This window comes from Streptomyces caelestis (assembly GCF_014205255.1).
Classification (GTDB): domain Bacteria; phylum Actinomycetota; class Actinomycetes; order Streptomycetales; family Streptomycetaceae; genus Streptomyces; species Streptomyces caelestis.
On record NZ_JACHNE010000001.1, the window covers coordinates 3,346,293 to 3,367,268 of the forward strand.

Below are 20,976 nucleotides of genomic sequence, written 5' to 3' on the forward strand. Positions count from 1 at the left end.
ACGTGGGTCTCTTGGGAAGTAGGTGGCACCGACCCGCCATGCTCGCCTCGCGGCAAGTGGTCGCTCGTAGCGACGATGGTTGGGCCCGGGGGCTTGGATCGAGCCGGTGCCACGTCCAGGCTAACAAACAGATCCCGTAAGGCCATTCCCGTACCGGGAGTTCATTTCGCCGACAAGTGGGTATCCAGGCGCGGTCCGCCGGAAGGGCGGGGATCAGTCCCTGAGCAGGTCCGGTACTCCCGTCGCGTCGGGCTCGTCCCGCTCGGCCGAGACGACCGTGAGCTGCTGGGTGGCCCGGGTCAGTGCGACGTAGAGCACACGCAGACCGGCCGGGGACTCGTCGGCGATCTCCGCCGGGGAGACCACCACCGTCGCGTCGTACTCCAGGCCCTTCGCCTCCAGGCTGCCCAGTGCCACGACCCGGTCGCCGAGCCCGGCGAGCCAGCGGCGGGCCTCCTCGCGGCGCTGCATGGCGACGACCACACCGACCGTGCCGTCGACGCGCTCCAGCAGCCGGGCGGCCTCGGCGCGGACGGTTTCGGCCAAGGTGTCGTCCACGACCGTGAAGCGGGGCTCGACGCCGGTGGAACGGACCGCCTTCGGGGACTGGGAGCCGGGCATGGCCAGGGCCAGCACCTTCGCTGCCAGCTCGGCGATCTCGGCCGGGTTGCGGTAGTTCACGGTGAGCTCGAAGCGGCGGCGCGGGCGGGTGCCGAGGGCCTCGTCGCGAGCCTGGGCGGCCTCGTCCGGGTCGGACCACGAGGACTGGGCCGGGTCGCCGACGACCGTCCAGGTGGCGTGCCGGCCGCGGCGGCCGACCATGCGCCACTGCATCGGGGTGAGGTCCTGGGCCTCGTCGACGATGACGTGCGCGTACTCGGTGCGCTCCTGCGCGAGGCGCTCGGCCCGTTCGCGCTGCGACTCCTCGCGCACCGGCATCAGCTCCTCCAGGCCGGTGAGCTGGTCGAGCGGGTCGAGTTCGCGCCTCTTCCGGGGGCGGGCCGGGGCGCCGAGGATGGCCTGGAGCTCGTCGAGCATCGCGATGTCGTGCACCGAGTGGCCGTCGCGCCTGAGGGAGCGGGCGACCTTGCGGATCTCGCCGGGGTTGAGGATCCGCCGGGCCCAGCGTCCCAGGCGCCGCTCGTCGGCCATGGCGTCCAGGACCGCCGACGGGGTCAGCTCGGGCCACCAGGCGTCGAGGAACTCGATGAAGGCGTCCTCGGAGGTGACGTCCTCGTCGAAGGAGGAGCGCAGCTCGGCGGCGAGCTCCGGGTCGGTGTGCCGGCCGCCCGCGCCGGACTGCTCCCACAGGGCGTCCAGGAGCAGCTTGCGGGCGCGGGGGCGCAGCAGGTTGACGGGGGCGGTGCCGCCGAGGGCGGCGCGGCGGATGTCCGCCAGCTGCTCGGCCTCCAGTTCCAGGCGGCGGCCGAAGGCGACCACGCGCAGCCGGGCCGGTGAATCGTTCGGCTCCAGGGCTCCGCGCGCGGCCTTGCGCAGCACCTTGAGCATGCGGGACGAGCCCTTGGCGCGGGCCACGGACGGGGAGTCGTAGAGCGTGGCCTCGGCGCCGTCGACGAGGGAGCCGATGGCGCGGATGGCGACCTGGCCCTCCTCGCCGAGGGAGGGCAGCACGCCCTCGGTGTAGGCGACGAGCAGCGGGGTCGGCGAGACGATCAGGATGCCGCCCGCGTACCGGCGGCGGTCCTGGTAGAGGAGGTAGGCCGCGCGGTGCAGGGCGACGGCGGTCTTGCCGGTGCCGGGGCCGCCCTCGACGTACGTCACGGAGGCGGCGGGGGCGCGGATGACCAGGTCCTGCTCGGCCTGGATGGAGGCGACGATGTCGCGCATGGTGTGGCTGCGGGCCTGGCCGAGCGCGGCCATCAGGGCGCCGTCGCCGATGACGGGCAGCTCGTGGCCGTCGAGGTAGGCCGTCAGCTCGGGGCGCATCAGGTCGTCCTCGACGCCGAGCACCTTGCGTCCCTTGGACCGGATGACCCGGCGGCGGACGACCCGGCCGGGGTCGACCGGGGTGGAGCGGTAGAACGGGGCGGCGGCGGGGGCCCGCCAGTCGATGACCAGCGGGGCGTAGTCCTGGTCGAGGACACCGATGCGGCCGATGTGCAGCGTCTCGGCGATGTCGGCGGTGTTGTCCTCCCGGACCGCGCCGTCGGCGGGCTCCACGGCGGTGTACGCGCCGTCGGGGCCCTTCTTGCCGTCCTTGCCGCGCAGCAGGTCGATGCGGCCGAAGAGGAAGTCCTCGAACTCGTTGTTCAGCCGGCTGAGGTGTATGCCGGCGCGGAAGACCTGCGCGTCCCGCTCGGCCAGTGCGCCGGGCGTGCCGACCTGGCCGCGCTGGGCGGCGTCGTTCATGAGGAACTCGGCCTCGTGGATCTTCTCCTCGAGGCGGCGGTACACCCGGTCCAGGTGTTCCTGTTCGACGCTGATCTCTCTGTCTCTCAGGGAGTCGAGCGCGGTTTCCTGTGGAGCCTGAGCGGCCACCGGGCCCCCTTCTGACGTGCTGGGCAGCCGTCCACCGTACGCGAAGGGGACCCGGTAAGGCTACGCGTCGACCTCGACCAGCCGCTTGCCGTCGAAGGTCACGACCTCGAAATGATCGATCTCGTTCGGCTCGAAGGCGGCGCCGCCCTGGACGTACAGCGGCTCCTTGGCCTTCTCGGACTTGGCGTCCGGCAGGCCGTAGCCCCATTCCGGGACGGACCAGGAGGACAGGGTCTCCCGCTCGCCGTTCTTGCCGACCGCGACGAGGGCGCACTTCAGCGGGCCCTTGACGTTCTTCAGTTCCAGGACCATTCCGGTGCCCCAGTCCTTCTTCTGGACTGCGACGGTCGCGGAGACCTTGGTGTTCGGGTCGGTGGCCGTGATCTTGTCGGAGATGCCGTCGAAGGCTTCCTTGGCGGGGCTCGCGGCGAGCGGGCGGTTCTCCGCGCCGCCGCCGTCACCGCCGCCGTTCGTCGCGACCGCGACGAAGGGGCCGCCGATGATCAGCGCACCGGCCGCGGCCACCATGTAGAAACTGCGGCGGCGCTTCTGGGCGCGGCGGTCGGCGACCTCGTCGACCAGCTTCTCCACCAGGCGCGGCCGGGGCTTCGCGGACAGCGACTCGCCGATCGCGGGTGTGCCGGAGCCGGGCAGGTCGGCGAGGGCGGCGAGCATCGGCTCCATGCCGGCCAGTTCGTCGAGCTGCTGGGCGCACCATTCACAGGTCGCGAGGTGGGCTTCGAAAGCGGTTGCTTCGGCGTCGTCGAGGATGCCGAGAGCGTAGGCGCCGACTGTCTCGTGCTCGTTCGGCACCGGAGATCCCTGCATGGGTCCAGACATACCCATGCCTCCCGTACCGAATCCCTGGTTTCCCCCGTAAACACTCATCACGCCGTCACCCCCCGCTCCTCCAGTGCCAGCTTCATGGAACGGAGAGCGTAGAAGACTCTGGAGCGGACGGTTCCGCTGGGTATGCCCAGAGTTTCGGCCGCCTCGTTGACGGTACGCCCCTTGAAGTACGTCTCGACGAGCACCTCCCGGTGGGCGGGGGTCAGGTCGTCGAGTGCGTCCGACAGAGTCATCAGCCACAGCGCCTTGTCGATCTCGTCCTCCGCGGGGATGACCTCCAGCGGCGACGGGTCGACCTCCTGCGGCCGGGCCTGCCGGCTGCGGTGGCCGTCGATGACGATGCGCCGGGCGACCGTCACCAGCCAGGGGCGTACCGATCCGGTCGCTCGATTGAGCTGTCCGGCGTTCTTCCAGGCACGGATGAGCGTCTCCTGCACGACGTCCTCGGCGCGCTGCCGGTCTCCGGCGACCAGGCGCAGGACATACGCAAGCAGGGGTCCGGCGTGTTCGCGATAGAGCGCACGCATCAGCTCCTCGTCGGGTTCCGAGGGCTGGGACATGCGATGTCGGGCCCTCGGTGCACGTTCATTGGCCACGACGGAATCCTTGCGCACGCCCACCTCCGGTGTCCGGGGGTTCCCCCAGTCGGTCGCTCCACAAGCCGTACGGACGCGAGCCGTTGGGTGTTCAAAGAGACGTGACAGATTTCTTCGAAGTGACGTGACGAGGGGGACATGGGGTCACATTCCCACCCCGCGTTCTTTACATTTCCGCCACATCGACCAGATCAAGCCAGGCCTTCCCTACGGGGGCGTAGGTAAACGATGTGTAATCGAAATCACTTCGACAGTGCGCTCACAGAAGTCGCATTTAGGACAGGGAAATTGGGTGCAGTGGCCACCCAACGGCCTTTCCGTGAAGGGCAAAAGGGATTTAAGCGCGAGTGAGTGCCACGCGGCGGCGATGCCGGGCGACCCGTTCGCGGTTCCCGCAGACCTCGCTGGAGCACCAGCGCCTCCTGCGTCCCCGTGAGGTGTCGAGGTACACGATCGGGCAGTGGTCGCCCTCGCACTGGCGCAGGGACGCGCGGGCGACGGGGTCGGTCAGCAGGTCCACGGCGTCCCGGGCGACGGCCGCGAGCAGGGCGGGGCAGCCGGGCGGGCCGTCCAACTGCCGTACGAGCTCGCCGTCTCCACCACGGACGGCCCGCGGGGCGGGGGGCGCGGTACGGGCGAGGTCGTTGACGCGCGCGAGCGCGAAGTCGTACGCCCGGGCTCCGGATCCCGGCCAGCCGCGCACCAACCGGTCGACCTGGCCGCGCAGTTCGCGGAAGGCGGCCGGCCAGGTGGCGTCGGCGTGGGCCAGGGCCGTGTCCGCCGGGACGAGCCCGGAGCCGGTGATCCAGGCGCGCAGCACGTCCACGGAGTCCAGCCGTTCCTCCGGATGCGTGGTGGAGAGCAGGTCGAGGCAGATCCGCCCGGCGTCGAACCGCAGCTCGTACGGGGCCGTGGCCGTACCCAGTGCCATGTGCCTGTCACCGCCTAGGGTGCACCCCGGTCGCGAGGGGGTCGGTGGGGTGCCAGTGAGAGGGCTGGGAAACCGTTCCCTCTTACAGTGCCTGCCCACTGCGACGCCGGAAACCCCTCGCACGGGCCGGTCGTGAGGGCGGCTTCGCCCGGGCACGGGTTCCGGCCATGGCGGGCACGCCACGCCGAGCGGTCCCGGTCGCTCGCTGGGCGTCAGCGTGGCGGAATGTCGCTCAACTCGCGGACGCGGTCACGCGTCCGCGTACTTCGTGTCCGCCGCCGGGTCCAGGGCGAGGCGGTAGCCCCGTTTGACCACCGTCTGGATCAGTTTCGGGGTACCGAGGGCCGTGCGGAGGCGGGCCATGGCTGTTTCGACCGCGTGTTCGTCGCGACCGGAGCCGGGCAGGGCGCGGAGGAGTTCCGCGCGGGCGACCACCCAGCCGGGGCGGCGGGAGAGGGCGCGCAGGAGGGACATGCCGGCGGGCGGCACGGGCTTGAGGTCACCGTCGACCAGGACGGCGTGGCCGCGGATCTCCACCCGGTGCCCGGCGATCGGCAGCGCGCGTGCCCGGCCGGGCAGCTCCTTGCACAGGAGCTGGACGAGGGGGCCGAGCCGGAAGCGCTCGGGCTGGATCGTGTCAATGCCGCGGGACTGCAGCGGCAGGGCGGTGACCGGGCCGACACAGGCCGACAGCACGTCGTGGCTCAGGGCCTCCAGTACCTCGGGGAGCATCCCGCGCTCCTCCGCCCGGGAGAGCAGGGAGGCCGCGGCCGGGGCGCTGGTGAAGGTCAGCGCGTCCACGCCCCGGGAGACCGTCGCGTCCAGCAGGCGGTCCACCGGGGCGATGTCCTCCGGCGGCATCCACCGGTAGACGGGCACGCCCACGACCTCGGCCCCGCCCTCCCGCAGCGCCTCCACGAACCCGGGCAGCGGCTCGCCGTGCAGCTGGATCGCGATCCGCTGCCCGTCGACGCCCTCCTCCAGCAGCCGGTCGAGCACCTCCGCCATGGACTCCGACGACGGCGACCATTCCTCGGTCAGCCCGGCGGCCCGGACCGCGCCCTTCACCTTCGGCCCGCGCGCCAGGATCCGTGCGCCGCCGAGCCGCGACAGCAGATCGTCGCCGAGCCCCCAACCGTCGGCGGCCTCGACCCAGCCCCGGAAACCGATCGCGGTCGTGGCGACCACGATGTCCGGCACCTGGCGGATGAGTTCTTTCGTCGCGCCCAGCAACTCGCTGTCGTCGGCGAGCTGCACGATCCGCAGGGCAGGGGCGTGCAGAACGGCGGCACCGCGCCGCTGCAGCAGCGTGCCCAGCTCGTCGGCCCGGCGCGCGGCCGTCACGCCCACGGTGAAACCCGCCAGGGGCCCGTGGTCCGGTCGCTGTTCTTCCTCGTACATGGCTCTCGTCCCGCACTCGAGTCGTCGTACTTCATGGGTACGGCGTACCTACATGCCGATCGAGCCTGTCAACGGCTCGTGACAGGCCCGGATCGGCTTGATGACGACGGTGTTACGTCACACCCTGGCGTAGCTGAGCTGCGGCTCCGCCTCCGAGGTCGCCGTCGTGGCGGGTACCCGGGGAGCCGTACGGCGAAGGTATACGGCCCAGGTGACCGCGAAGCAGACCGCGTAGAAGGCGAGGAAGGCGACGAAGGCGCCGGTGCCGGAACCGTAGGAGAGGAAGGACTGGCGGAAGGCGAGGTTGATGCCGACACCGCCGAGCGCGCCCACCGCGCCGATGAGTCCCATGGAGGCACCGGAGAGCCGGCGCCCGTAGGCCGCGGCCGCCTCACCCTCCAGTCCCTTGGCGAGGGCCTTGTTCTGGAAGATGCCCGGGATCATCTTGAACGTCGAGCCGTTGCCGAGCCCGCTGAGGACGAACAGCACCACGAACGCCACGGTGAACAGGGCCAGCGACTTCTCCATGGAGGCGCCGATCAGGATCGCCGTCGCGACGCCCATGCCGACGTAGTTCCACAGGCTGATCTTCGCGCCGCCGTACTTGTCGGCCAGCCAGCCGCCCAGGGGCCGGATCAGCGAGCCGAGGAGCGGACCGATGAAGGTGACGTACGCCGCCTCCAGCGGGGTGCGGCCGAACTGGTTCTGCAGGACCTGGCCGAAGGCGAAGCTGTAGCCGATGAACGAGCCGAAGGTTCCGATGTAGAGGAAGGACATGATCCACGTGTGGCCGTCCCGCGCGGCGTCCTTGGCGGCACCGGTGTCGTTCTTCACGTTCTCGATGTTGTCCATGTACAGCGCGGCCATGACGGCGGCCACGAGGATCAGCGGGATGTAGATCCCGAGCAGCACCCGAGGCCCGCCGCCGGCGCCGATGATCCCGAGGGCGGCCAGCTGGATCACCGGTACGCCGATGTTGCCGCCGCCCGCGTTCAGACCGAGGGCCCAGCCCTTCTTCCGCAGCGGGAAGAAGGCGTTGATGTTGGTCATGGAGGAGGCGAAGTTGCCGCCGCCGATGCCGGCCAGCAGGCCGACGAGGAGGAAGGTGGAGAAGGAGGTGCCCGGCTCCATCACGGTGAACGCGGCGATGGTCGGGATGAGGAGGAGGCCGGCGGAGATGATCGTCCAGTTCCGGCCGCCGAAGATCGCGACGGCGAACGTGTAGGGGACGCGGACGACGGCGCCGACGAGCGTGACCATCGAGGTCAGCATGAACTTGTCCGCCGGGGTCAGTCCGTACTCCGGGCCCATGAAGAGGACCAGGACGGACCACAGGGTCCAGATCGAGAAACCGATGTGCTCGGAGAGCACGGAGAAGAAGAGGTTGCGCCGGGCGACTTTCTCCCCGGTCTCCTTCCAGAAGGTCTCGTTTTCCGGATCCCAGTGCTGGATCCAGCGTCCGCCCCTGCTCGGGGGTGCGGGTGCCGTGCCAGGGCCTGTCATGACGCCTCCACTTGCTCCGGGACTCGGTCGTTCCATGAGTGCTGGTCCCGAAGGTAGGGAGGACTCGTTTCGTGACTGTGCCAGCGGGTGACCGCGAGGGAACTTTGCTCTCACCCCGGCCTTGGGCGGGATGAGAGGTTCGGTGGCTTGTGTCAGCGTTGTGGGGGCTGCCAGTGGGGGTTCTGCTGGGGATACGGCTGACTGTAGGGGCCGGGGGGCTGAGCACCGTAGGGGCCCGGCGCGGGCTGGGCGGGGTACGGACCGGGGGCGGGCTGCCCTCCGTAGGGACCGGGCGCGGGCTGACCAGGGTACGGGCCGGGGGCAGGCTGTGCACCGTACGGGCCCGGCGCCGGCTGGGCGTACGGCCCCGGCGCCTGCTGTCCGTAACCCGCGGGGGCGCCCGCGGCCGGGGTCATCCCGCCGGGCGGCTGACCCGGCGCGCCCGCGTAGCCCGGAGCTCCGGCCCCCGGGCCGCCGTCGTACGGCCCGCCTCCGAAGGGATTGCCGTGTCCCGGCATCTGCTGCCCCGGCGGCAGATACCGCACCCGCCCGTTCTCATCGGTCGCCGGCAGGAAACCGGCCGCCCGCAACCTGGCCGCGAACTTCGTGTTGCGCTTGCGCGTGACCAGCAGCCCGATGCCGAGGATCGCCATGAACAGCAGCCACACCACGCCCGCCGCGACGAAGTCGAAGGACTCACCGCCGGCGCGGAAGGCGAGGACCACGCAGCCGACGGTGATGCCGAGGGCCACGTAGCCCATGCGCTTCTCGGCACTCTTGCCGGTGAGGTCGAAGTTGATGCGGGCCTTGAGGAGCTCGAAGGCGTCCGGCACGAGCGGCGGGAGGGAGACACCGTCACCGGCGCCCGGGTACTGCGCCCAGTTCTGTGCGGCCCGCGCCCGGGCCTGCGGGCTGGGGTCGGGCAGGATCAGCATGGTGAGCGCGCCGTTGCGCCCGGTGCTCTGCCGGACGTCCGCGTACTCGTAGCCGAACTGCTGGGCGACGAAGGCCAGCCGGGCGAGCTTCTTCACGGACGCCATCGGGCTGGTGAGCTCGACCGGTTCTCCGCTCGCCATCAACCGCAGCATCTTCTGTGTCTGCCGCTTACTCATCCGACCGCTCCCCCGTCGACCCACTGGGCACAGTTGTTCACATGCGCAACTCAGGCAGTTTTCCACACCTGCAAACCCCGGGAGAACGGGGTCCCGTTATCCTCTAGCGGACCCCACACGGGAAGGGGAGAGTCCATGTCCGCTGAGTCGGGGGCCGAGCGGCCTGAGGCGCAGCGCCCGCAGCGCTCCTTTGCCGGAAACGTCGCCTTCGGAGCGGGAATGCTCCTCGTCCTGGCGACGGCGACGCTCGGCGCGTTCGCGGCCGTGGCCCTGCTGGGCAGGGCGGCCCCGCTGTCCGGCATGGTGCCCGACGACGGGAACAACGCCCTGGTGGTGGGAGGCATCGCGGTCGGCGGGCTGACCGGGCTGATGCTGCCGGTGATCCTGTTCGGCACGGTGCGGGGCAACGAGGACACGCCCCGGGTCGGTCCGGCAGCGGCGGCGCGCAAGGTGCTGGCCGTGCTGGTGTTCGACGTCTGGCTGCTGGTCGTGGCGTTGCTCGTCGCCCAGCTGGGGTGGTTCCTCCCGGCTCAGATCACCACCGTCGTCGCCGTCTTCGCCGTCGGGTTCAGCTGGATGCCGCTCGCGATGGTCCCCTGGGAGCGGTTCGGTCTCGGTGATGTGTTCGCCAAGCGCCGGGGTTCCGCCGCGTCACGCCAGGCGGAGTGAGTCCGCCAGCTCGTCGGCGACCTTGACGAGTTCCGCGCCGAGTCCCAGGGACGTCCACAGCAACCGGCCTTCCAGCGCGGTGGGGTACCGGCGCGGCAGGACGTAGTGGGCCACTCCCTCCACGACCGTTCCGCTGTCCGCGTCCGGGTCCGTCGGCTCCTGGCGGTGCACCCGCAGGGCCGGTCCCAGGGGCAGTTCGACCTCGGTGAGGATCTGCTCCCCGCCGAAGTACGGGCCGTCCGCGCGCTCCGCCTCGGCCCGGAAGGCGGCCACCGTCAGGGACTCCGGCGGGATGTTCAGCTCCCGCACCGTGTAACTCGCCACGACGGGCCCGTCCTGGGGTGCCAGGACCGCCGCGCACAGGGCGCCCTGCCGGACCGCCGCGCCCCGGTACCAGAGCAGGTCCGTCGCGAACGCCTCCCGCCACGGCTCGGGTACGTCACCGCCGAGATGCTGTCCGGCGAGGGTGCGCGCCCATGTCTCGGGATCCTCGTTCCGCAGGTCCAGCACCAGCCAGTTGTGGTGGGCGGGCAGCGCGACGCGGCACTCCCGCCAGTCCGCCGGGTTGGTCATGGCCGGGCTCACCGTCCGGCCAGTGACGCGTCGGGGCCGGTGACGTCGATCTCCGGGTCACCGCCGAACAGGCCGACGAAGCTGTTGGTGTCGGAGGCCGCGCCCGTCCCGGTGCCGCCGAGGCCGACGGCGTTGTACGCCATGGCCTGCTTGAACGCGTCGGGCGTGCCGATGAAGCGCAGGTCCGCCGGGTCGATGTTCTTGATGCGCGTGAGTTCGTCGACCATGCCCGGACCCGCGTACATGCTGGCCAGTCCGCGCGCTCCGGCGGCGTTGTAGGCGTCGCGGGCCGCCGAGAGGTTGTCGCCGGCCTTGAACAGGTCCCGCCAGTTGCCCCGGATGCTCGCCAGGTCGTCCGCGAAGGAGCTCGGCAGTCCGCGGAAGGCCGCCCTCAGGCCCACCTCGGGCAGGGCCGCTCCGGGACGCGCTCCGGCCCGTGCCCCGACCATGGACTCGACGAGTGCGCGGCGCGCGGCCGAGTTCATGCCCGGGTTCCAGCCGCGCACGTACTGCGTGGCCGCCGTCCAGACGCGGCTGCGGCCGACGGTGGCGGCGGCCTTGGCGCCCGCGGAGAAGACGCGTCCGATACCGAACGTGGCGAGACCCAGCACGTCGATCGCCACATCGCCCCAGGATCCGTCGCCATTGATGGCGAGCAGCACGTGGCAGACCAGTGAGATCGCCGTCATCACCAGGGCGATGGTGCCGAGCACCCCGGCCAGGGCCTGACCGATGACGGGGATCCAGCCGACGAGCAGGGACAGCACCCCGCAGACGGCGGCGATGGCTCCCGTGATGTCGCTGACCATCTTGAGGGTGTCGCGCAGGTCGTCCAGCCAGCCGTCGTTGAGGCCGTCGCCCTCGGTGGTGTCGTGGATGCGCTTGGCGGCCTTGTCGCCGACCTCCTTGTGACGGGTCTTCAGCGAGGCGAGCTGACCGCGCAGCCCGTCCAGCCCCTCCTGGAGGCCGGTGACCGCCTTGTCGAGCTTGTCCTGCCCGGCGTCGTCGGTGCCCTCGGGCGGGTTCTCGGCCTTGGACTTCGCGGTGGTCAGGCTGTTGTGCTTGGTCTCGGCCTGGGCGAGGAGCTTGTCCGCTTCGCCCTGGATCGTCTCCAGGTCGGTGGAGTAGTCCTTGAGGGCGACTCCGGCGTCGGCGTAGCGGTCGTGGGCCTTGCTCACCGTCTTGGCCGTGTCGTTCGCCTTCTCGGCGAAGGCGCGTCCGGCCTCGGAGTCCCAGCTCTCCAGGTTGCCGAGCCGGCGCAGCGCGTCGGCCGTCTTGGTGATGGTCTCGGCCGTGGCCGTGAACCGGCGCGCGAGGGCCTTCATGTCGTGGACGTCACCGGGCACGGGGTCACCGCTCTCCCCCAGTAGCTCCCACCGGTGGTCGGCGGGGCGGGTCACTTCTTCTTCCCCTTGCCCGTGAGCGCGTCGTACAGCGCGGTGTCGAGCTCGGTGTACGCCTTCCCGGCCTCCTGGGCCATCTTCCCGAGCCCCTGGATCTCCTCGATCATCTTCTTGCGGTTGTCGTCCCAGCCGTCGGAGAACTCCTGGAGCCGGTCGTGCAGCGTCTGGTGGCCGACGGTGCGGCGGTCGTAGGCGTCCATGAGCTTGTCGAGCCCTTCCAGCTCGGTCGCCACCGTCCGCAGGCCGGTTCCGGCCGTGTCGAGATCCTGCGTCGAGACCCTGAGCTTCCCGCTCACTTCTGTTCCTCCCCCGTCCGCTCCTCGTCGCGGGGCTGCCAGCGCAAGGTTCCGGCCACCGCGTCGAACAACTCCACCATGGCGTCCGCGATCGGCTCCAGCGGTGTGCTGAACGTCAGCATCAGCACCTCGTCGCGGTCCGGGACCGGTACGAAGTACTCGACGACCGTGTCCTCGAACTCGGAGCCCAGCTTCCGCGACTGCTTCGTCCGCTCCTGCCGCCGGAGCCGGGCCACGCGGCCCACGGCGGGCAGCGTCTCCAGCGTGGCCTCGCCGGAGCCGGCCAGGGCGGCGACGGCGTCGAGGCCGTCGAACCTCTTGTACAGGCGGGAGACCAGCAGGGAGGCCGACAGCGGGATGCCGCCGGCCTCCAGGAACGACAGGTACAGCACCACGCCGCCCTGCTGGACGGCGGCCTCGGCCGTGCCGAGCAGCTGCTCCTCGGCCTTGCGGCGCAGTACCGGCTGGTCGTCGACGCCCGCGAACTGCCGCTTGACCAGAGCGCTCACGGACGCCTCGCGGCGGTCGGCGGGCAGGAGCGGAATGCGGTACCAGTCCTCGGGCGTGATCAGCCCGAAGACCGGCGCGCGCGGTCCGGCCGGCTCTGCTGTCGGTGCTTCTGTCACTGTCGTTCTCTCACCTGCGACCGAAAAAGGGCCCTGGACAAGGGCCGCTCGTCGTCCGCCCCCGCCGATGCCGGCCCAGCTTAGCTGCCGGGTGCCGCTCGCCTCCGCGTCCCACGAACCCTCACCCGAGGCGCACTGTTCGGCCACAACCGCGGTTTCCGCTTCGCCGCGACGTCCTCGACCCAGCCGAACGCCAGGATCGCCGCGCCGATCAGGGGCCAGACCAGGACGAACATCCAGATCGTGTACGTGGTGTCCAGGGCGGACACCGCGCCGTCGCTCTGGAGGAACGGCAGTTCGTAGAGCAGGTCGAGGATCGGGATCGTGGCCATGATGAGGAGGTTGTGCCAGAGGTAGATCGTGACGGCGCGGTTGTTGGAGAGGGTCACGAGCTTGTCCCACCTGGCGAGGCGGCCCGGGAGTTCGCGCCAGGACGGGGAGTACTGGAGCAGGATCACCACGAAGCCGAAGGACCAGGCCGCCTGGGCCAGGGGGATGTCGTTCAGGTCCCAGCCGTCGGGGCCCAGGTGGCCCGAGGCCCACCACAGTCCGAAGGCCATCAGCAGGGCCGCGCAGGAGATCGACAGGTAGCGGGGGATCTGCTTGAGCAGGCCCTCGTGATGGGCGAAGCCCAGGACCCAGCAGCCGCCGTAGACCGCGAAGTCCGTCACGGCGTTGCCCGTCTCACCGGGGATCTTCACCAGGCCCGTGCCGACGACCGCCGTGAGGCCCAGGGGTGCCAGCAGCGTCGGCCACGGTGCCCGGCGGAACGCCCACAGCAGCAGCGGGGAGCCGATGACGAACCAGAGGTAGGCCCGCAGGTACCACAGCGGACCGGCCGCCTGCACCGCCCAGGTGTCCTCGAGCAGGCCGGACTTGGCGCCGAGGTGCCAGGGGAAGGGCGGGGCGCCGACGGGGAAGACGTAGTTGAACAGGTCGATCAGGCCCCAGGTGCCGCCGTGTCCCGGGTCCTTCAGCGGGTTCCAGCCGCCCGCGAACATCATCGCCAGCACCACCGCGCTGAACGCCCAGAGCGGGGGCAGGAGCCGGCGGATCCGGCCCCGGACCACCCCGAGCGCGGGGCGGTTCAGCGAGCGCGCCATCAGGGCACCCGCCAGCGCGAACATCACGCCCATCGACGGGAACAGCACCGTCAGCCACGCCCAGCCGAACAGGTGGTACACGACGACACGGACCAGGGCGATCGAGCGCAGCAGGTCCAGGTAGCGGTCACGGCCGCCGCCCTGGCGCGGCGCCGCGTCGGGGGCGGTTCCGCCCGTGGCCGCGGGGTCCGTCGTGCGCTGCTGCGGGATGCCGTACGACGGCGGCCCCGGCATGCCGGACGCCGCCGATGACGTGGGGATCGGGTTTCCGTGGGTCATGCCACCGGCCTTCGCTCGCCGCTGCTCTGGGACCGCTGGCGCGGCACGGCGCCGGCGCCGGGCGCGTCGACCACACCGGTGCGCCGCAGCTTCTGCCAGCGCAGCCGGCCGCCGGTGAGGGCGGTGATCCAGGACTGGAGCAGGACGACATACATGAGCTGTCGGTAGAGGATCTGCTGCAAGGGCAGGGAGACGAGGTGCGTCATGCGCTCACGGTCGAGTCGGAAGGCGTAGGCCGCGCAGACCGCCTGGATCGCCAGGACGCCGAGCCACGCGATGATCGTCTTCTGGGTCGGGCCGAACACGAGGCCGTAGACGAGGAACACGTCGATCAGCGGGGCCAGCAGGGGCGCCACGACCATGAAGAGGGACACCAGGGGCAGGCCCACGCGGCCGAAGCGGCCCGAGGCACCCTTGTCCACCAGGGCCCGGCGGTGTTTCCAGATGGCCTGCATGGTGCCGTACGACCAGCGGTAGCGCTGGGACCACAGCTGCTGGACCGTCTCGGGCGCCTCGGTCCAGGCACGGGCGTTCTCCGCGTAGACCACCCGCCAGCCGTCGCGGTGCAGGGCCATGGTGATGTCGGTGTCCTCGGCGAGCGTGTCGTCACTCATGCCGCCGACCCGTTCCAGCGCGCTGCGGCGGAACGCTCCGACCGCGCCGGGGATCGTCGGCATGCAGTGCAGGACGTCGTACATCCGGCGGTCGAGGTTGAAGCCCATCACGTATTCGATGTGCTGCCAGGCGCCGATGAGGGTGTCCTTGTTGCCGACCTTGGCGTTGCCCGCGACCGCGCCCACGCGCGGGTCGCCGAAGGGCTGCACCAGTTCGCGCACCGTGGACGGTTCGAAGACCGTGTCGCCGTCCATCATCACGATCAGGTCGTGGCGGGCGTTGGCCACACCGCGGTTGAGCGCGGCCGGCTTGCCCGCGTTGAGCTGGCGGACCACCCGGACGTCGGGCAGACCCATGGCCTCGACGATCCGGGCCGTGCCGTCGGAGGAGCCGTCGTCGATGACGAGGACCTCGATGGGGTGGTCACTGGCGGCGAGGGAACGGACCGTGTTCTCGATGCACTTGGCCTCGTTGTACGCCGGGACCAGGACCGACACCGGTTCGGTGATCGGCGTCCCCCAGCTGAAGCCGCGACGGCGCACCCGGCGTGCGTGCAGCCCGGAGAGCAGCAGCATCAGGACGAAGCGGCCGATGACGAGGGTGCCGACGATCGCGAGGCCGACGACCAGCCCGTCGGTGAGGTGCTCCGAGGCCTGGACCAGGAAGACCCACGCCGCGCCCTTCCACTGCTCGAGGCCGGTGACCCGGGAGTGCGCGCTCGGGGCGTCGAGGGCCTCGGTGAGGTTGTGGAACTCGTAGCCCTGCTCACGCAGGTCGGGCAGCATGCGGTCCAGCGCCTCGACGGTCTGGTGACGGTCGCCGCCGGAGTCGTGCATCAGGACGATGGCGCCCTTGCCGCCCTTGGGCGTGGCCTTGCGGATGATCTCCTCGACGCCGGGCTTGCGCCAGTCCTCGCTGTCGGTGTTGTTGACGACGGTGATGTAGCCGCGGTCGCCGATGTACTCGGTCACCGGCCAGGACATGTTGTCCATGGCGCCGGCGAAGGAGGAGTACGGCGGCCGGAAGAGAGAGGTGCGGATGCCCGCCGCGCCCGAGATCGCGAGCTGGTTCTGGGACAGCTCCCAGTCGATGCGCTTCTTGGACTGGTAGGACAGATCAGGGTGGTTGAAGGTGTGCAGACCGACCTCGTGGCCTTCCGCGACCATGCGCCGGACCAGGTCCGGGTGGCGCGAGGCCATGGTGCCGGTGACGAAGAAGACCGCGTGCGCGTCGTGCTTCCTCAGGACGTCCAGGACCTTCGGCGTCCAGACCGGGTCCGGGCCGTCGTCGAAGGTGAGGACCAGGCGGTGGTCGGGCAGGCGCAGGCTCTCCGTGCGGCCGCTGCGGGTGTCGATGACGGGCCCGCCTCGCATGATCTTCTCCGGCACCTGGTCGGTGGCGGCGGGCGGCCGGACCCGGTGGTCGGCGAGGATCTCGCTGTGCACGTAGCCGCGCAGCATGAGCATCGCCATCAGCGCGAAGAGGACGAGCAGGGGCAGCAGCAGGCGCAGGGGCAGGCGGCGCCTGGAGCCGCCGCGGGCTCGGGGCGCGGGCCCGGAACGGCGGGTATGGGATGCCATGGGCGGTGGTACTCCGGGGTGGTGCGAGGACGAAGTGCTGCGGGGACGGGGTGGTGCGAGGACGGTGCCGGCATGCTCCGCGGCGTCATCAGGTCTCTCCGCTCCAGCGGGACCGGGAGCCCGGGGTCTGAGATCGTGAGGCGCCGGAGTGCCCTTTCCCCCGGATCTGCCCTGGAGGACGGAGGCGGCGGGCGCCGCCCTCGCGACCGGCCTAGGCGGCAGGCGGCTGGGCGGCGGGCGGCTGGGCGGCGGGCGGCGTCTCGGGCGGGCCTTCGGCGACCGTGTCGGTGCCGCCGCTGCCGCCGGGGTCCGCGGGCTCGGTCGGCTCCGGCGTGGGCTCGCTCACCGGCGTCGGGTCGATCGCCGGCGTGGTCGGCGGGTCCGCCGGCTCGGTCGGTGTCGGGTCGGTCACGACGGTGCCCGGGGCCGGTGCGATCCGGGTCGCGGTCGGCGAGGGACGGGCGGGCGTGCCGGGGCGGTCCGGTTCGGCGGGGGCCGCCGGTTCGAGGGCGCTGGGGCCGTGCGAGGGCGAGGTGACCTCGTCGGCCGTCGGCGCGCTGCCCGGGGCGGTGGCGCCGGTGCTTGCGGTCGGGGCAGACGGCTCGGACAGCGGCGGGGCGTCGACCTGCCCGGCCGGCGAACCCTCCTGGCCCGGTACGGGCAGCCACGGCGCGTTGGAGTTGCCCGACAGCAGCGTGGCGACGATGACGACGGCGTAGCCCCCGCAGGCCAGGGCAATGGCTATGCCGATCCGGCGGAAGCGGCGGCTGCGACGGCCCGACTCGTCGACGAAGACCGGCCGGTCGCCGGTGGTTTCGGGGCCCGCGCCGGTGCCTTCCTTGACCTGCCGTACGAACCCGTCCCCGAGCTGGACGGCGTCGAGCTGGACGGTGACCTCGTGCGGGTCGTGACTGTGCCCGGCGAGGGTCCCGGCCCGGGCGTGGCCGACCGGGACGGCGTCCTCCTGCCAGGGGTCGCGGACCAACGGCCGGGTTCCGGGATCCGCGGCGAACGAGTCGGCCTCGCCCTCGCTCTGCCGGGGAATACCGCGCAGTATCTCCGTCAGCTCCGTCCCGGCGGGCAGGCGGGTGCCCGTCAGCTGGACGTCGCCGCCTGAGAACACCTGCGTGGCTCTCCGGTCCCGGGCTCTGCCGTCCGCGGAGAGTTCACCGGTGGCCGCTGCGACCTGGGGCCATTCGGGTTGGGCGTCTTCTCGCCACTGTTTCACACGCACGCACTTCCCCCCACGGGATGGTTCAGGTGCGCTACGACCTGAGCACCCGTCGTCCGGACCAGGTCCCCAACCCGTCCAGAGCGCCCCCCATTACCACACCGTGCTCAGACGTCGAATGTAGCGCACGCGGAGGTTATGTGCGGACCGGGTGCGGAATCGTGTCAGTGGCGAGACACCATGAGGACATCATCGGTGGCCGGAATCCACCCTCCGGCGGGCCTCCGCAGCCACCCCTCCTCCGCCGCGAGCCGCGCCGCCGCCCGTCGCAGCGCGTCGAGCGCGGGGTGCGTCAGGCCCTTGCGCCACACCAGCGACACGGGAGAAAGCGGAACGGGATCGACCAAAGGACGGGACACCATCGTCGGCAGGGCCGGGAACCCCACGACGGCCAGGACCGGGGTGCGCGTCCGGGCCATGACCCGCTGGAACTCCTCCTCTCCGACGGCCAGTGGTGCCGGTGGCGCGATCTCGATGCCCCGCCCCTCGAACAGCAGCCGCGCGAGGCCGGTCCACTCCGGCGTGCGCGGGTTGCCGGCGCCCGCGTAGACGGTCTCGCCGGCCAGCTCGGCGAGCGGCACCTCCGCGCGCGAGGCCAGCCGGTGGTCCTCGGGCAGCACGACCGCCATCGGCTCGTACCGCACGGGCTGGTGGGCGAGCCCGGCCCGCAGCGCCGGGTCCAGCCCGGCGAACCGTCCGAACGACGCGTCCAGCCGACCCGCGAGCAACTCCCCGGCGGCCCCGGTCAGGCCGCTCTCGTAGCGGGCCATCAGCTCGTGCCCGGGGGCGAGTTCACGCGCCCGGAGCAGCACGCGGCGCGGTGTGACCAGACCCGGGGAGTTGAGGTCCACCAGCAGGGGCCGGGCCTGGTCGAAGGCCGCGAGCAGTTCCTCCTGCGCCCGGAGCACGCGGCGGGCGTACGGCAGCAGCCGCTCTCCGTCGGGCGTGAGCGTCACCTGCCGGGTGGTCCGTACGAACAACTCGGCACCCAGCTCCCGCTCCAGCCGCCGCACGTCCCGGCTGAGCGCCTGCTGGGCTGTGTGGAGACGCACCGCGGCACGGGTGAAATGCAGCTCCTCGGCGACGGTGACGAAGGCACGCAGGAGTCGGGGGTCGAGGTGGCCGGGCATGCCGTGAACCTACAGCGGCGGGCTGCCCGTTCAGACCCCGGCGACCTCTCAGACCCCGGCGGCCTTCTCAGGCCCCTCGCCGTCACCCCCACACTCGCCGGCACCCGCGACCTGACCAGCCGGAACCTCCCCACCGGCAAGTTCCCCACCGCCAAGCCCCCTCGACGCAACCTGCCCCAGCCGATGCCGAGGCACAGTCCGCACGGGCGGACGAGTCAGCGTGATCTGGCGGACGACCTGCTGGAAGCACGCCAGCGCCGCCAGCCCGGGCAGGGCCGCGGCCGCCGTACCGAGGACGGTCCTCGGCGCCTGGGCGACACACAGCAGCACGGCGACGCACGAGAAGACCAGCACCACGCACCAGGAGTGCACGGCACGGCGCTGGTGCAGCGCGGACCGCAGGACGGACAGGGAGGCCACCAGCCAGGGCCCGTACACCAGCAGGGGCCACCAGGTGCCGAGGCCGCGCTCCGCGGAGGACACGCCGACCAGGCGCAGCGGGTCGTAGGCGACCATGCCGCTCAGGAGACTCACCGCGGACGCGATGACGGCCGTCAGGGCGGCGACGAGGAAACTGGTGGTGCGGAGCAAGCCACCGGCCCGGCGGACCCGGACCTTGCGGTGGCGCCGGGGGACCTCCCGCACGGGCGGCAGTTCCTCGGTGATGTCCTGGAGCCGCCGCATGCGCTCGCCCGGGGCCGGATCCACGGGGGCGGGCGGTGCCACGTCACGCGGGGCGGGAATCCTCGGTCCCTGCTCCCCGAGTGCCTCCTCGAGGATGAACGCCAGTTCCTCGGCCGGGTCCCAGGTCGGATCCGGTGGCGTCAGCGGGGTCACGAAATCCCGGGTCGGCGCCCTGTGCCGGCCGGTGCCCTCGATTCCTTTGTCGTGCATAGCGCGGCCCGACTATTCCGCGAGCGCGAAAGCGGGCCATTCCGTCGCACGGATCCACCGCCGGGCGAGGTCCTTTTCCAGCACGCTCATGGCCGTGATGAAATCGCGCAGCACCGGCTCGGTCACCTGGAGCGCGACCGGGCAACCGCCCTTGGTGAGCGTGCCGTTGACGGTGGCCGACGAGTGCGCTGGAGCGGGAATGTAGGTGTAGGGGCCGAGCGTTACCGCCCAACCGTTTTTCCTGGTCGCCTCGGTCATGTACCGACTAACCGTCGGCCCACTTCGGCGGATGCGCGGCAAACGGGTGAAGGATTTCCCGGTTGAGCATCTTTTCTATGCGCCATTAAAGACTCTCCATATCTCTGTATGAAGAACGAGCAGCGAATATTTCCCGCCCGTCCTACAACCCAGGTGCGTGATTCCGTACGGAACAGGTGTTGGACCGCCCGGTCACCTCCGGGCGACGGTGGGCGCATGCCGCAACTCACCCCGTACCGCCGCCTCTTCGCGCTGCCCGGCGCCCGCGCCTTCACAGCCGGGAATCTGATAGCCCGCCTCCCGATGGGCATGTTCAGCGTCAGCGCCGTCGTGATGATCGCCGGGACGCGGGGCTCGTACGCCCTCGCCGGTGCCGTCACGGCGACGGGGCTCGCGGCGACCGCGGTGGTCGCGCCGTGGACCGCGCGGCTCGTCGACCGGCACGGCCAGGCCCGGGCGGCCCTGCCCGCCACGGTGATCGCCGTCCTCGGCTCACTCGCGCTGCTGCTGTGCGTGCGCCACGACGCCCCCGACTGGACCCTGTTCGCCTCCTACGCCGCCACGGCCACGACCCCCAACACCGGCGGCATGTCCCGGGCCCGTTGGGCGTATCTGCTGGCCGGTGACGCCAAGGCGCTGCACACCGCCAACTCCTTCGAGCAGGCCGCGGACGAGCTGTGCTTCATGCTGGGCCCGGTGCTCGCGGCCTTCCTGTGCGGGGCGCTCTTCCCGGAGGCGGGCACGCTCGTCGGCGCGGTGCTGCTGCTGACGGGCATGCTCCTGTTCACCATCCGGCGTGAGACGGAGCCGCCGGTCCACGCGCGCACACCCGCGAAGGCGCCGCTGCGCGCCCCCGGCATGCCCCCGCTGCTCGCGGTCTGCCTGGCGATGGGCGCGGTGTTCGGCTCGACGGAGGTCGTCACGCTGGCGTTCGCGGACGCGCGGGGGCACGGGTCGGCGGCCGGTGCCGTGCTCGCGCTGCAGGCGGCGGGCTCATGCGCGGCGGGCCTGCTGTACGGCGTCGCGAAGCCCGCCGGGCCGGCCGCGTCCCGCCTGCCGTGGTGTGTGGCCGCGATGACCGCGCTGCTGACCCTGCCCCTGCTCGCGGCCGCCCTCACCGGTTCGCTCCCGCTCCTGGCGGGCGCGCTGCTGATCGCCGGGATGGCGACGGCCCCGACGATGGTCACCACCATGACACTCGTCCAGCAGCGCACTCCCGACGGCCGGCTGAACGAGGGCATGACCCTGGCGGTGACCGGCCTGCTCGGCGGCATCGCCTGCGGCAGCGCGTTCGGCGGCTGGACGGTGGAGCAGGTGTCGGCGACGGCGGGATACGGCATCCCGGTGACGGCGGCGGCCGTGGCCCTGGTGTTGTCCCTGTGCGGTGCGTCGAATCGCTTCACTGATCTCCGCACACCCCATTGACGC

Annotated in this window: 19 protein-coding genes; 2 read left to right on the forward strand and 17 right to left on the reverse strand. The window is 71.5% G+C overall.

The features are described from left to right. Nucleotides 1–213: 213 nt before the first annotated feature. The 7 genes from HDA41_RS15135 to HDA41_RS15165 all read right to left on the reverse strand — a co-directional run bounded on the left by HDA41_RS15135 (nucleotide 214) and on the right by HDA41_RS15165 (nucleotide 8,891). Nucleotides 214–2,499 carry a HelD family protein gene (locus HDA41_RS15135; RefSeq protein ID WP_184984272.1) on the reverse strand — a complete coding sequence of 762 codons (2,286 nt, stop codon included), beginning with the start codon at nucleotides 2,497–2,499 and terminating at the stop codon, nucleotides 214–216. Nucleotides 2,500–2,559: 60 nt separating this feature from the next. Then, nucleotides 2,560–3,387: an anti-sigma factor family protein gene (locus tag HDA41_RS15140; protein WP_311772143.1), complete on the reverse strand. Its 828-nt coding sequence runs from the start codon at nucleotides 3,385–3,387 to the stop codon at nucleotides 2,560–2,562. After that, nucleotides 3,387–3,908: a sigma-70 family RNA polymerase sigma factor gene (locus HDA41_RS15145; RefSeq protein ID WP_010039908.1), complete on the reverse strand. Its 522-nt coding sequence runs from the start codon at nucleotides 3,906–3,908 to the stop codon at nucleotides 3,387–3,389. The genes HDA41_RS15140 and HDA41_RS15145 overlap by 1 nt, the downstream gene beginning before the upstream one ends. A gap of 373 nt (nucleotides 3,909–4,281) precedes the next feature. Then, nucleotides 4,282–4,875: a CGNR zinc finger domain-containing protein gene (locus tag HDA41_RS15150; RefSeq protein WP_184984274.1), complete on the reverse strand. Its 594-nt coding sequence runs from the start codon at nucleotides 4,873–4,875 to the stop codon at nucleotides 4,282–4,284. Nucleotides 4,876–5,124: 249 nt separating this feature from the next. Beyond that, nucleotides 5,125–6,276: a uroporphyrinogen-III synthase gene (locus HDA41_RS15155; RefSeq protein ID WP_184984276.1), complete on the reverse strand. Its 1,152-nt coding sequence runs from the start codon at nucleotides 6,274–6,276 to the stop codon at nucleotides 5,125–5,127. 117 nt (nucleotides 6,277–6,393) lie between these two features. After that, on the reverse strand, nucleotides 6,394–7,779 hold the full coding sequence (locus HDA41_RS15160) for a nitrate/nitrite transporter (protein WP_184984278.1): 1,386 nt from the start codon (nucleotides 7,777–7,779) through the stop codon (nucleotides 6,394–6,396). A 152-nt stretch (nucleotides 7,780–7,931) separates the two neighbouring features. After that, on the reverse strand, nucleotides 7,932–8,891 hold the full coding sequence (locus HDA41_RS15165; protein ID WP_184984279.1) for a hypothetical protein: 960 nt from the start codon (nucleotides 8,889–8,891) through the stop codon (nucleotides 7,932–7,934). A 135-nt stretch (nucleotides 8,892–9,026) separates the two neighbouring features. On the opposite strand from HDA41_RS15165, the gene HDA41_RS15170 reads away from it, so the two are divergent. Beyond that, a complete protein-coding gene (locus HDA41_RS15170) occupies nucleotides 9,027–9,560 on the forward strand; it encodes a hypothetical protein (protein ID WP_184984281.1) in 534 nt (177 codons plus the stop codon). On the opposite strand, the gene HDA41_RS15175 is transcribed toward HDA41_RS15170, so the two are convergent. From HDA41_RS15175 to HDA41_RS15220, 10 genes are all read right to left on the reverse strand, one after another. Continuing rightward, nucleotides 9,543–10,133 carry a hypothetical protein gene (locus tag HDA41_RS15175; RefSeq protein WP_184984283.1) on the reverse strand — a complete coding sequence of 197 codons (591 nt, stop codon included), beginning with the start codon at nucleotides 10,131–10,133 and terminating at the stop codon, nucleotides 9,543–9,545. The genes HDA41_RS15170 and HDA41_RS15175 overlap by 18 nt on opposite strands. 8 nt (nucleotides 10,134–10,141) lie before the next feature. After that, nucleotides 10,142–11,533, reverse strand: coding sequence for a hypothetical protein (locus HDA41_RS15180; RefSeq protein WP_184984285.1), 1,392 nt, complete (start codon nucleotides 11,531–11,533; stop codon nucleotides 10,142–10,144). Then, nucleotides 11,530–11,832 carry a DUF6317 family protein gene (locus HDA41_RS15185; RefSeq protein WP_184984287.1) on the reverse strand — a complete coding sequence of 101 codons (303 nt, stop codon included), beginning with the start codon at nucleotides 11,830–11,832 and terminating at the stop codon, nucleotides 11,530–11,532. Before HDA41_RS15185 ends, HDA41_RS15180 begins: the two co-directional genes overlap by 4 nt. Then, nucleotides 11,829–12,458 carry a hypothetical protein gene (locus HDA41_RS15190; protein WP_184984289.1) on the reverse strand — a complete coding sequence of 210 codons (630 nt, stop codon included), beginning with the start codon at nucleotides 12,456–12,458 and terminating at the stop codon, nucleotides 11,829–11,831. Before HDA41_RS15190 ends, HDA41_RS15185 begins: the two co-directional genes overlap by 4 nt. Before the next feature lie 80 nt (nucleotides 12,459–12,538). Next, complete coding sequence (locus tag HDA41_RS15195) at nucleotides 12,539–13,840, reverse strand: acyltransferase family protein (protein WP_184984291.1); 1,302 nt, start codon at nucleotides 13,838–13,840, stop codon at nucleotides 12,539–12,541. Further along, a complete protein-coding gene (locus HDA41_RS15200) occupies nucleotides 13,837–16,035 on the reverse strand; it encodes a bifunctional polysaccharide deacetylase/glycosyltransferase family 2 protein (RefSeq protein WP_184984293.1) in 2,199 nt (732 codons plus the stop codon). Before HDA41_RS15200 ends, HDA41_RS15195 begins: the two co-directional genes overlap by 4 nt. Before the next feature lie 211 nt (nucleotides 16,036–16,246). Continuing rightward, nucleotides 16,247–17,158: a hypothetical protein gene (locus HDA41_RS15205; protein ID WP_230299363.1), complete on the reverse strand. Its 912-nt coding sequence runs from the start codon at nucleotides 17,156–17,158 to the stop codon at nucleotides 16,247–16,249. 272 nt (nucleotides 17,159–17,430) lie between these two features. Beyond that, on the reverse strand, nucleotides 17,431–18,396 hold the full coding sequence (locus HDA41_RS15210) for a LysR family transcriptional regulator (RefSeq protein ID WP_184984295.1): 966 nt from the start codon (nucleotides 18,394–18,396) through the stop codon (nucleotides 17,431–17,433). Nucleotides 18,397–18,444: 48 nt separating this feature from the next. Next, entirely contained in the window at nucleotides 18,445–19,290 is an 846-nt protein-coding gene (locus HDA41_RS15215; protein WP_184984297.1) for a hypothetical protein, read from the reverse strand. A 12-nt stretch (nucleotides 19,291–19,302) separates the two neighbouring features. Continuing rightward, on the reverse strand, nucleotides 19,303–19,548 hold the full coding sequence (locus HDA41_RS15220) for a hypothetical protein (protein ID WP_184984299.1): 246 nt from the start codon (nucleotides 19,546–19,548) through the stop codon (nucleotides 19,303–19,305). A gap of 108 nt (nucleotides 19,549–19,656) precedes the next feature. Between HDA41_RS15220 and HDA41_RS15225 the strand changes: the two genes are divergently transcribed. Then, nucleotides 19,657–20,973 carry an MFS transporter gene (locus HDA41_RS15225; RefSeq protein WP_376706790.1) on the forward strand — a complete coding sequence of 439 codons (1,317 nt, stop codon included), beginning with the start codon at nucleotides 19,657–19,659 and terminating at the stop codon, nucleotides 20,971–20,973. The last annotated feature ends 3 nt before the right edge of the window (nucleotides 20,974–20,976 follow it).

Bases quoted from the DNA above. Each gene is read 5' to 3' on its own strand.
- HDA41_RS15140 (WP_311772143.1), bottom strand. From the start codon at position 3,387: ATGAGTGTTTACGGGGGAAACCAGGGATTCGGTACGGGAGGCATGGGT.
- HDA41_RS15145 (WP_010039908.1), bottom strand. From the start codon at position 3,908: ATGTCCCAGCCCTCGGAACCCGACGAGGAGCTGATGCGTGCGCTCTAT.
- HDA41_RS15150 (WP_184984274.1), bottom strand. From the start codon at position 4,875: ATGGCACTGGGTACGGCCACGGCCCCGTACGAGCTGCGGTTCGACGCC.
- HDA41_RS15155 (WP_184984276.1), bottom strand. From the start codon at position 6,276: ATGTACGAGGAAGAACAGCGACCGGACCACGGGCCCCTGGCGGGTTTC.
- HDA41_RS15160 (WP_184984278.1), bottom strand. From the start codon at position 7,779: ATGACAGGCCCTGGCACGGCACCCGCACCCCCGAGCAGGGGCGGACGC.
- HDA41_RS15165 (WP_184984279.1), bottom strand. From the start codon at position 8,891: ATGAGTAAGCGGCAGACACAGAAGATGCTGCGGTTGATGGCGAGCGGA.
- HDA41_RS15170 (WP_184984281.1), top strand. From the start codon at position 9,027: ATGTCCGCTGAGTCGGGGGCCGAGCGGCCTGAGGCGCAGCGCCCGCAG.
- HDA41_RS15175 (WP_184984283.1), bottom strand. From the start codon at position 10,133: ATGACCAACCCGGCGGACTGGCGGGAGTGCCGCGTCGCGCTGCCCGCC.
- HDA41_RS15195 (WP_184984291.1), bottom strand. From the start codon at position 13,840: ATGACCCACGGAAACCCGATCCCCACGTCATCGGCGGCGTCCGGCATG.
- HDA41_RS15200 (WP_184984293.1), bottom strand. From the start codon at position 16,035: ATGGCATCCCATACCCGCCGTTCCGGGCCCGCGCCCCGAGCCCGCGGC.
- HDA41_RS15210 (WP_184984295.1), bottom strand. From the start codon at position 18,396: ATGCCCGGCCACCTCGACCCCCGACTCCTGCGTGCCTTCGTCACCGTC.
- HDA41_RS15215 (WP_184984297.1), bottom strand. From the start codon at position 19,290: ATGCACGACAAAGGAATCGAGGGCACCGGCCGGCACAGGGCGCCGACC.
- HDA41_RS15220 (WP_184984299.1), bottom strand. From the start codon at position 19,548: ATGACCGAGGCGACCAGGAAAAACGGTTGGGCGGTAACGCTCGGCCCC.
- HDA41_RS15225 (WP_376706790.1), top strand. From the start codon at position 19,657: ATGAAGAACGAGCAGCGAATATTTCCCGCCCGTCCTACAACCCAGGTG.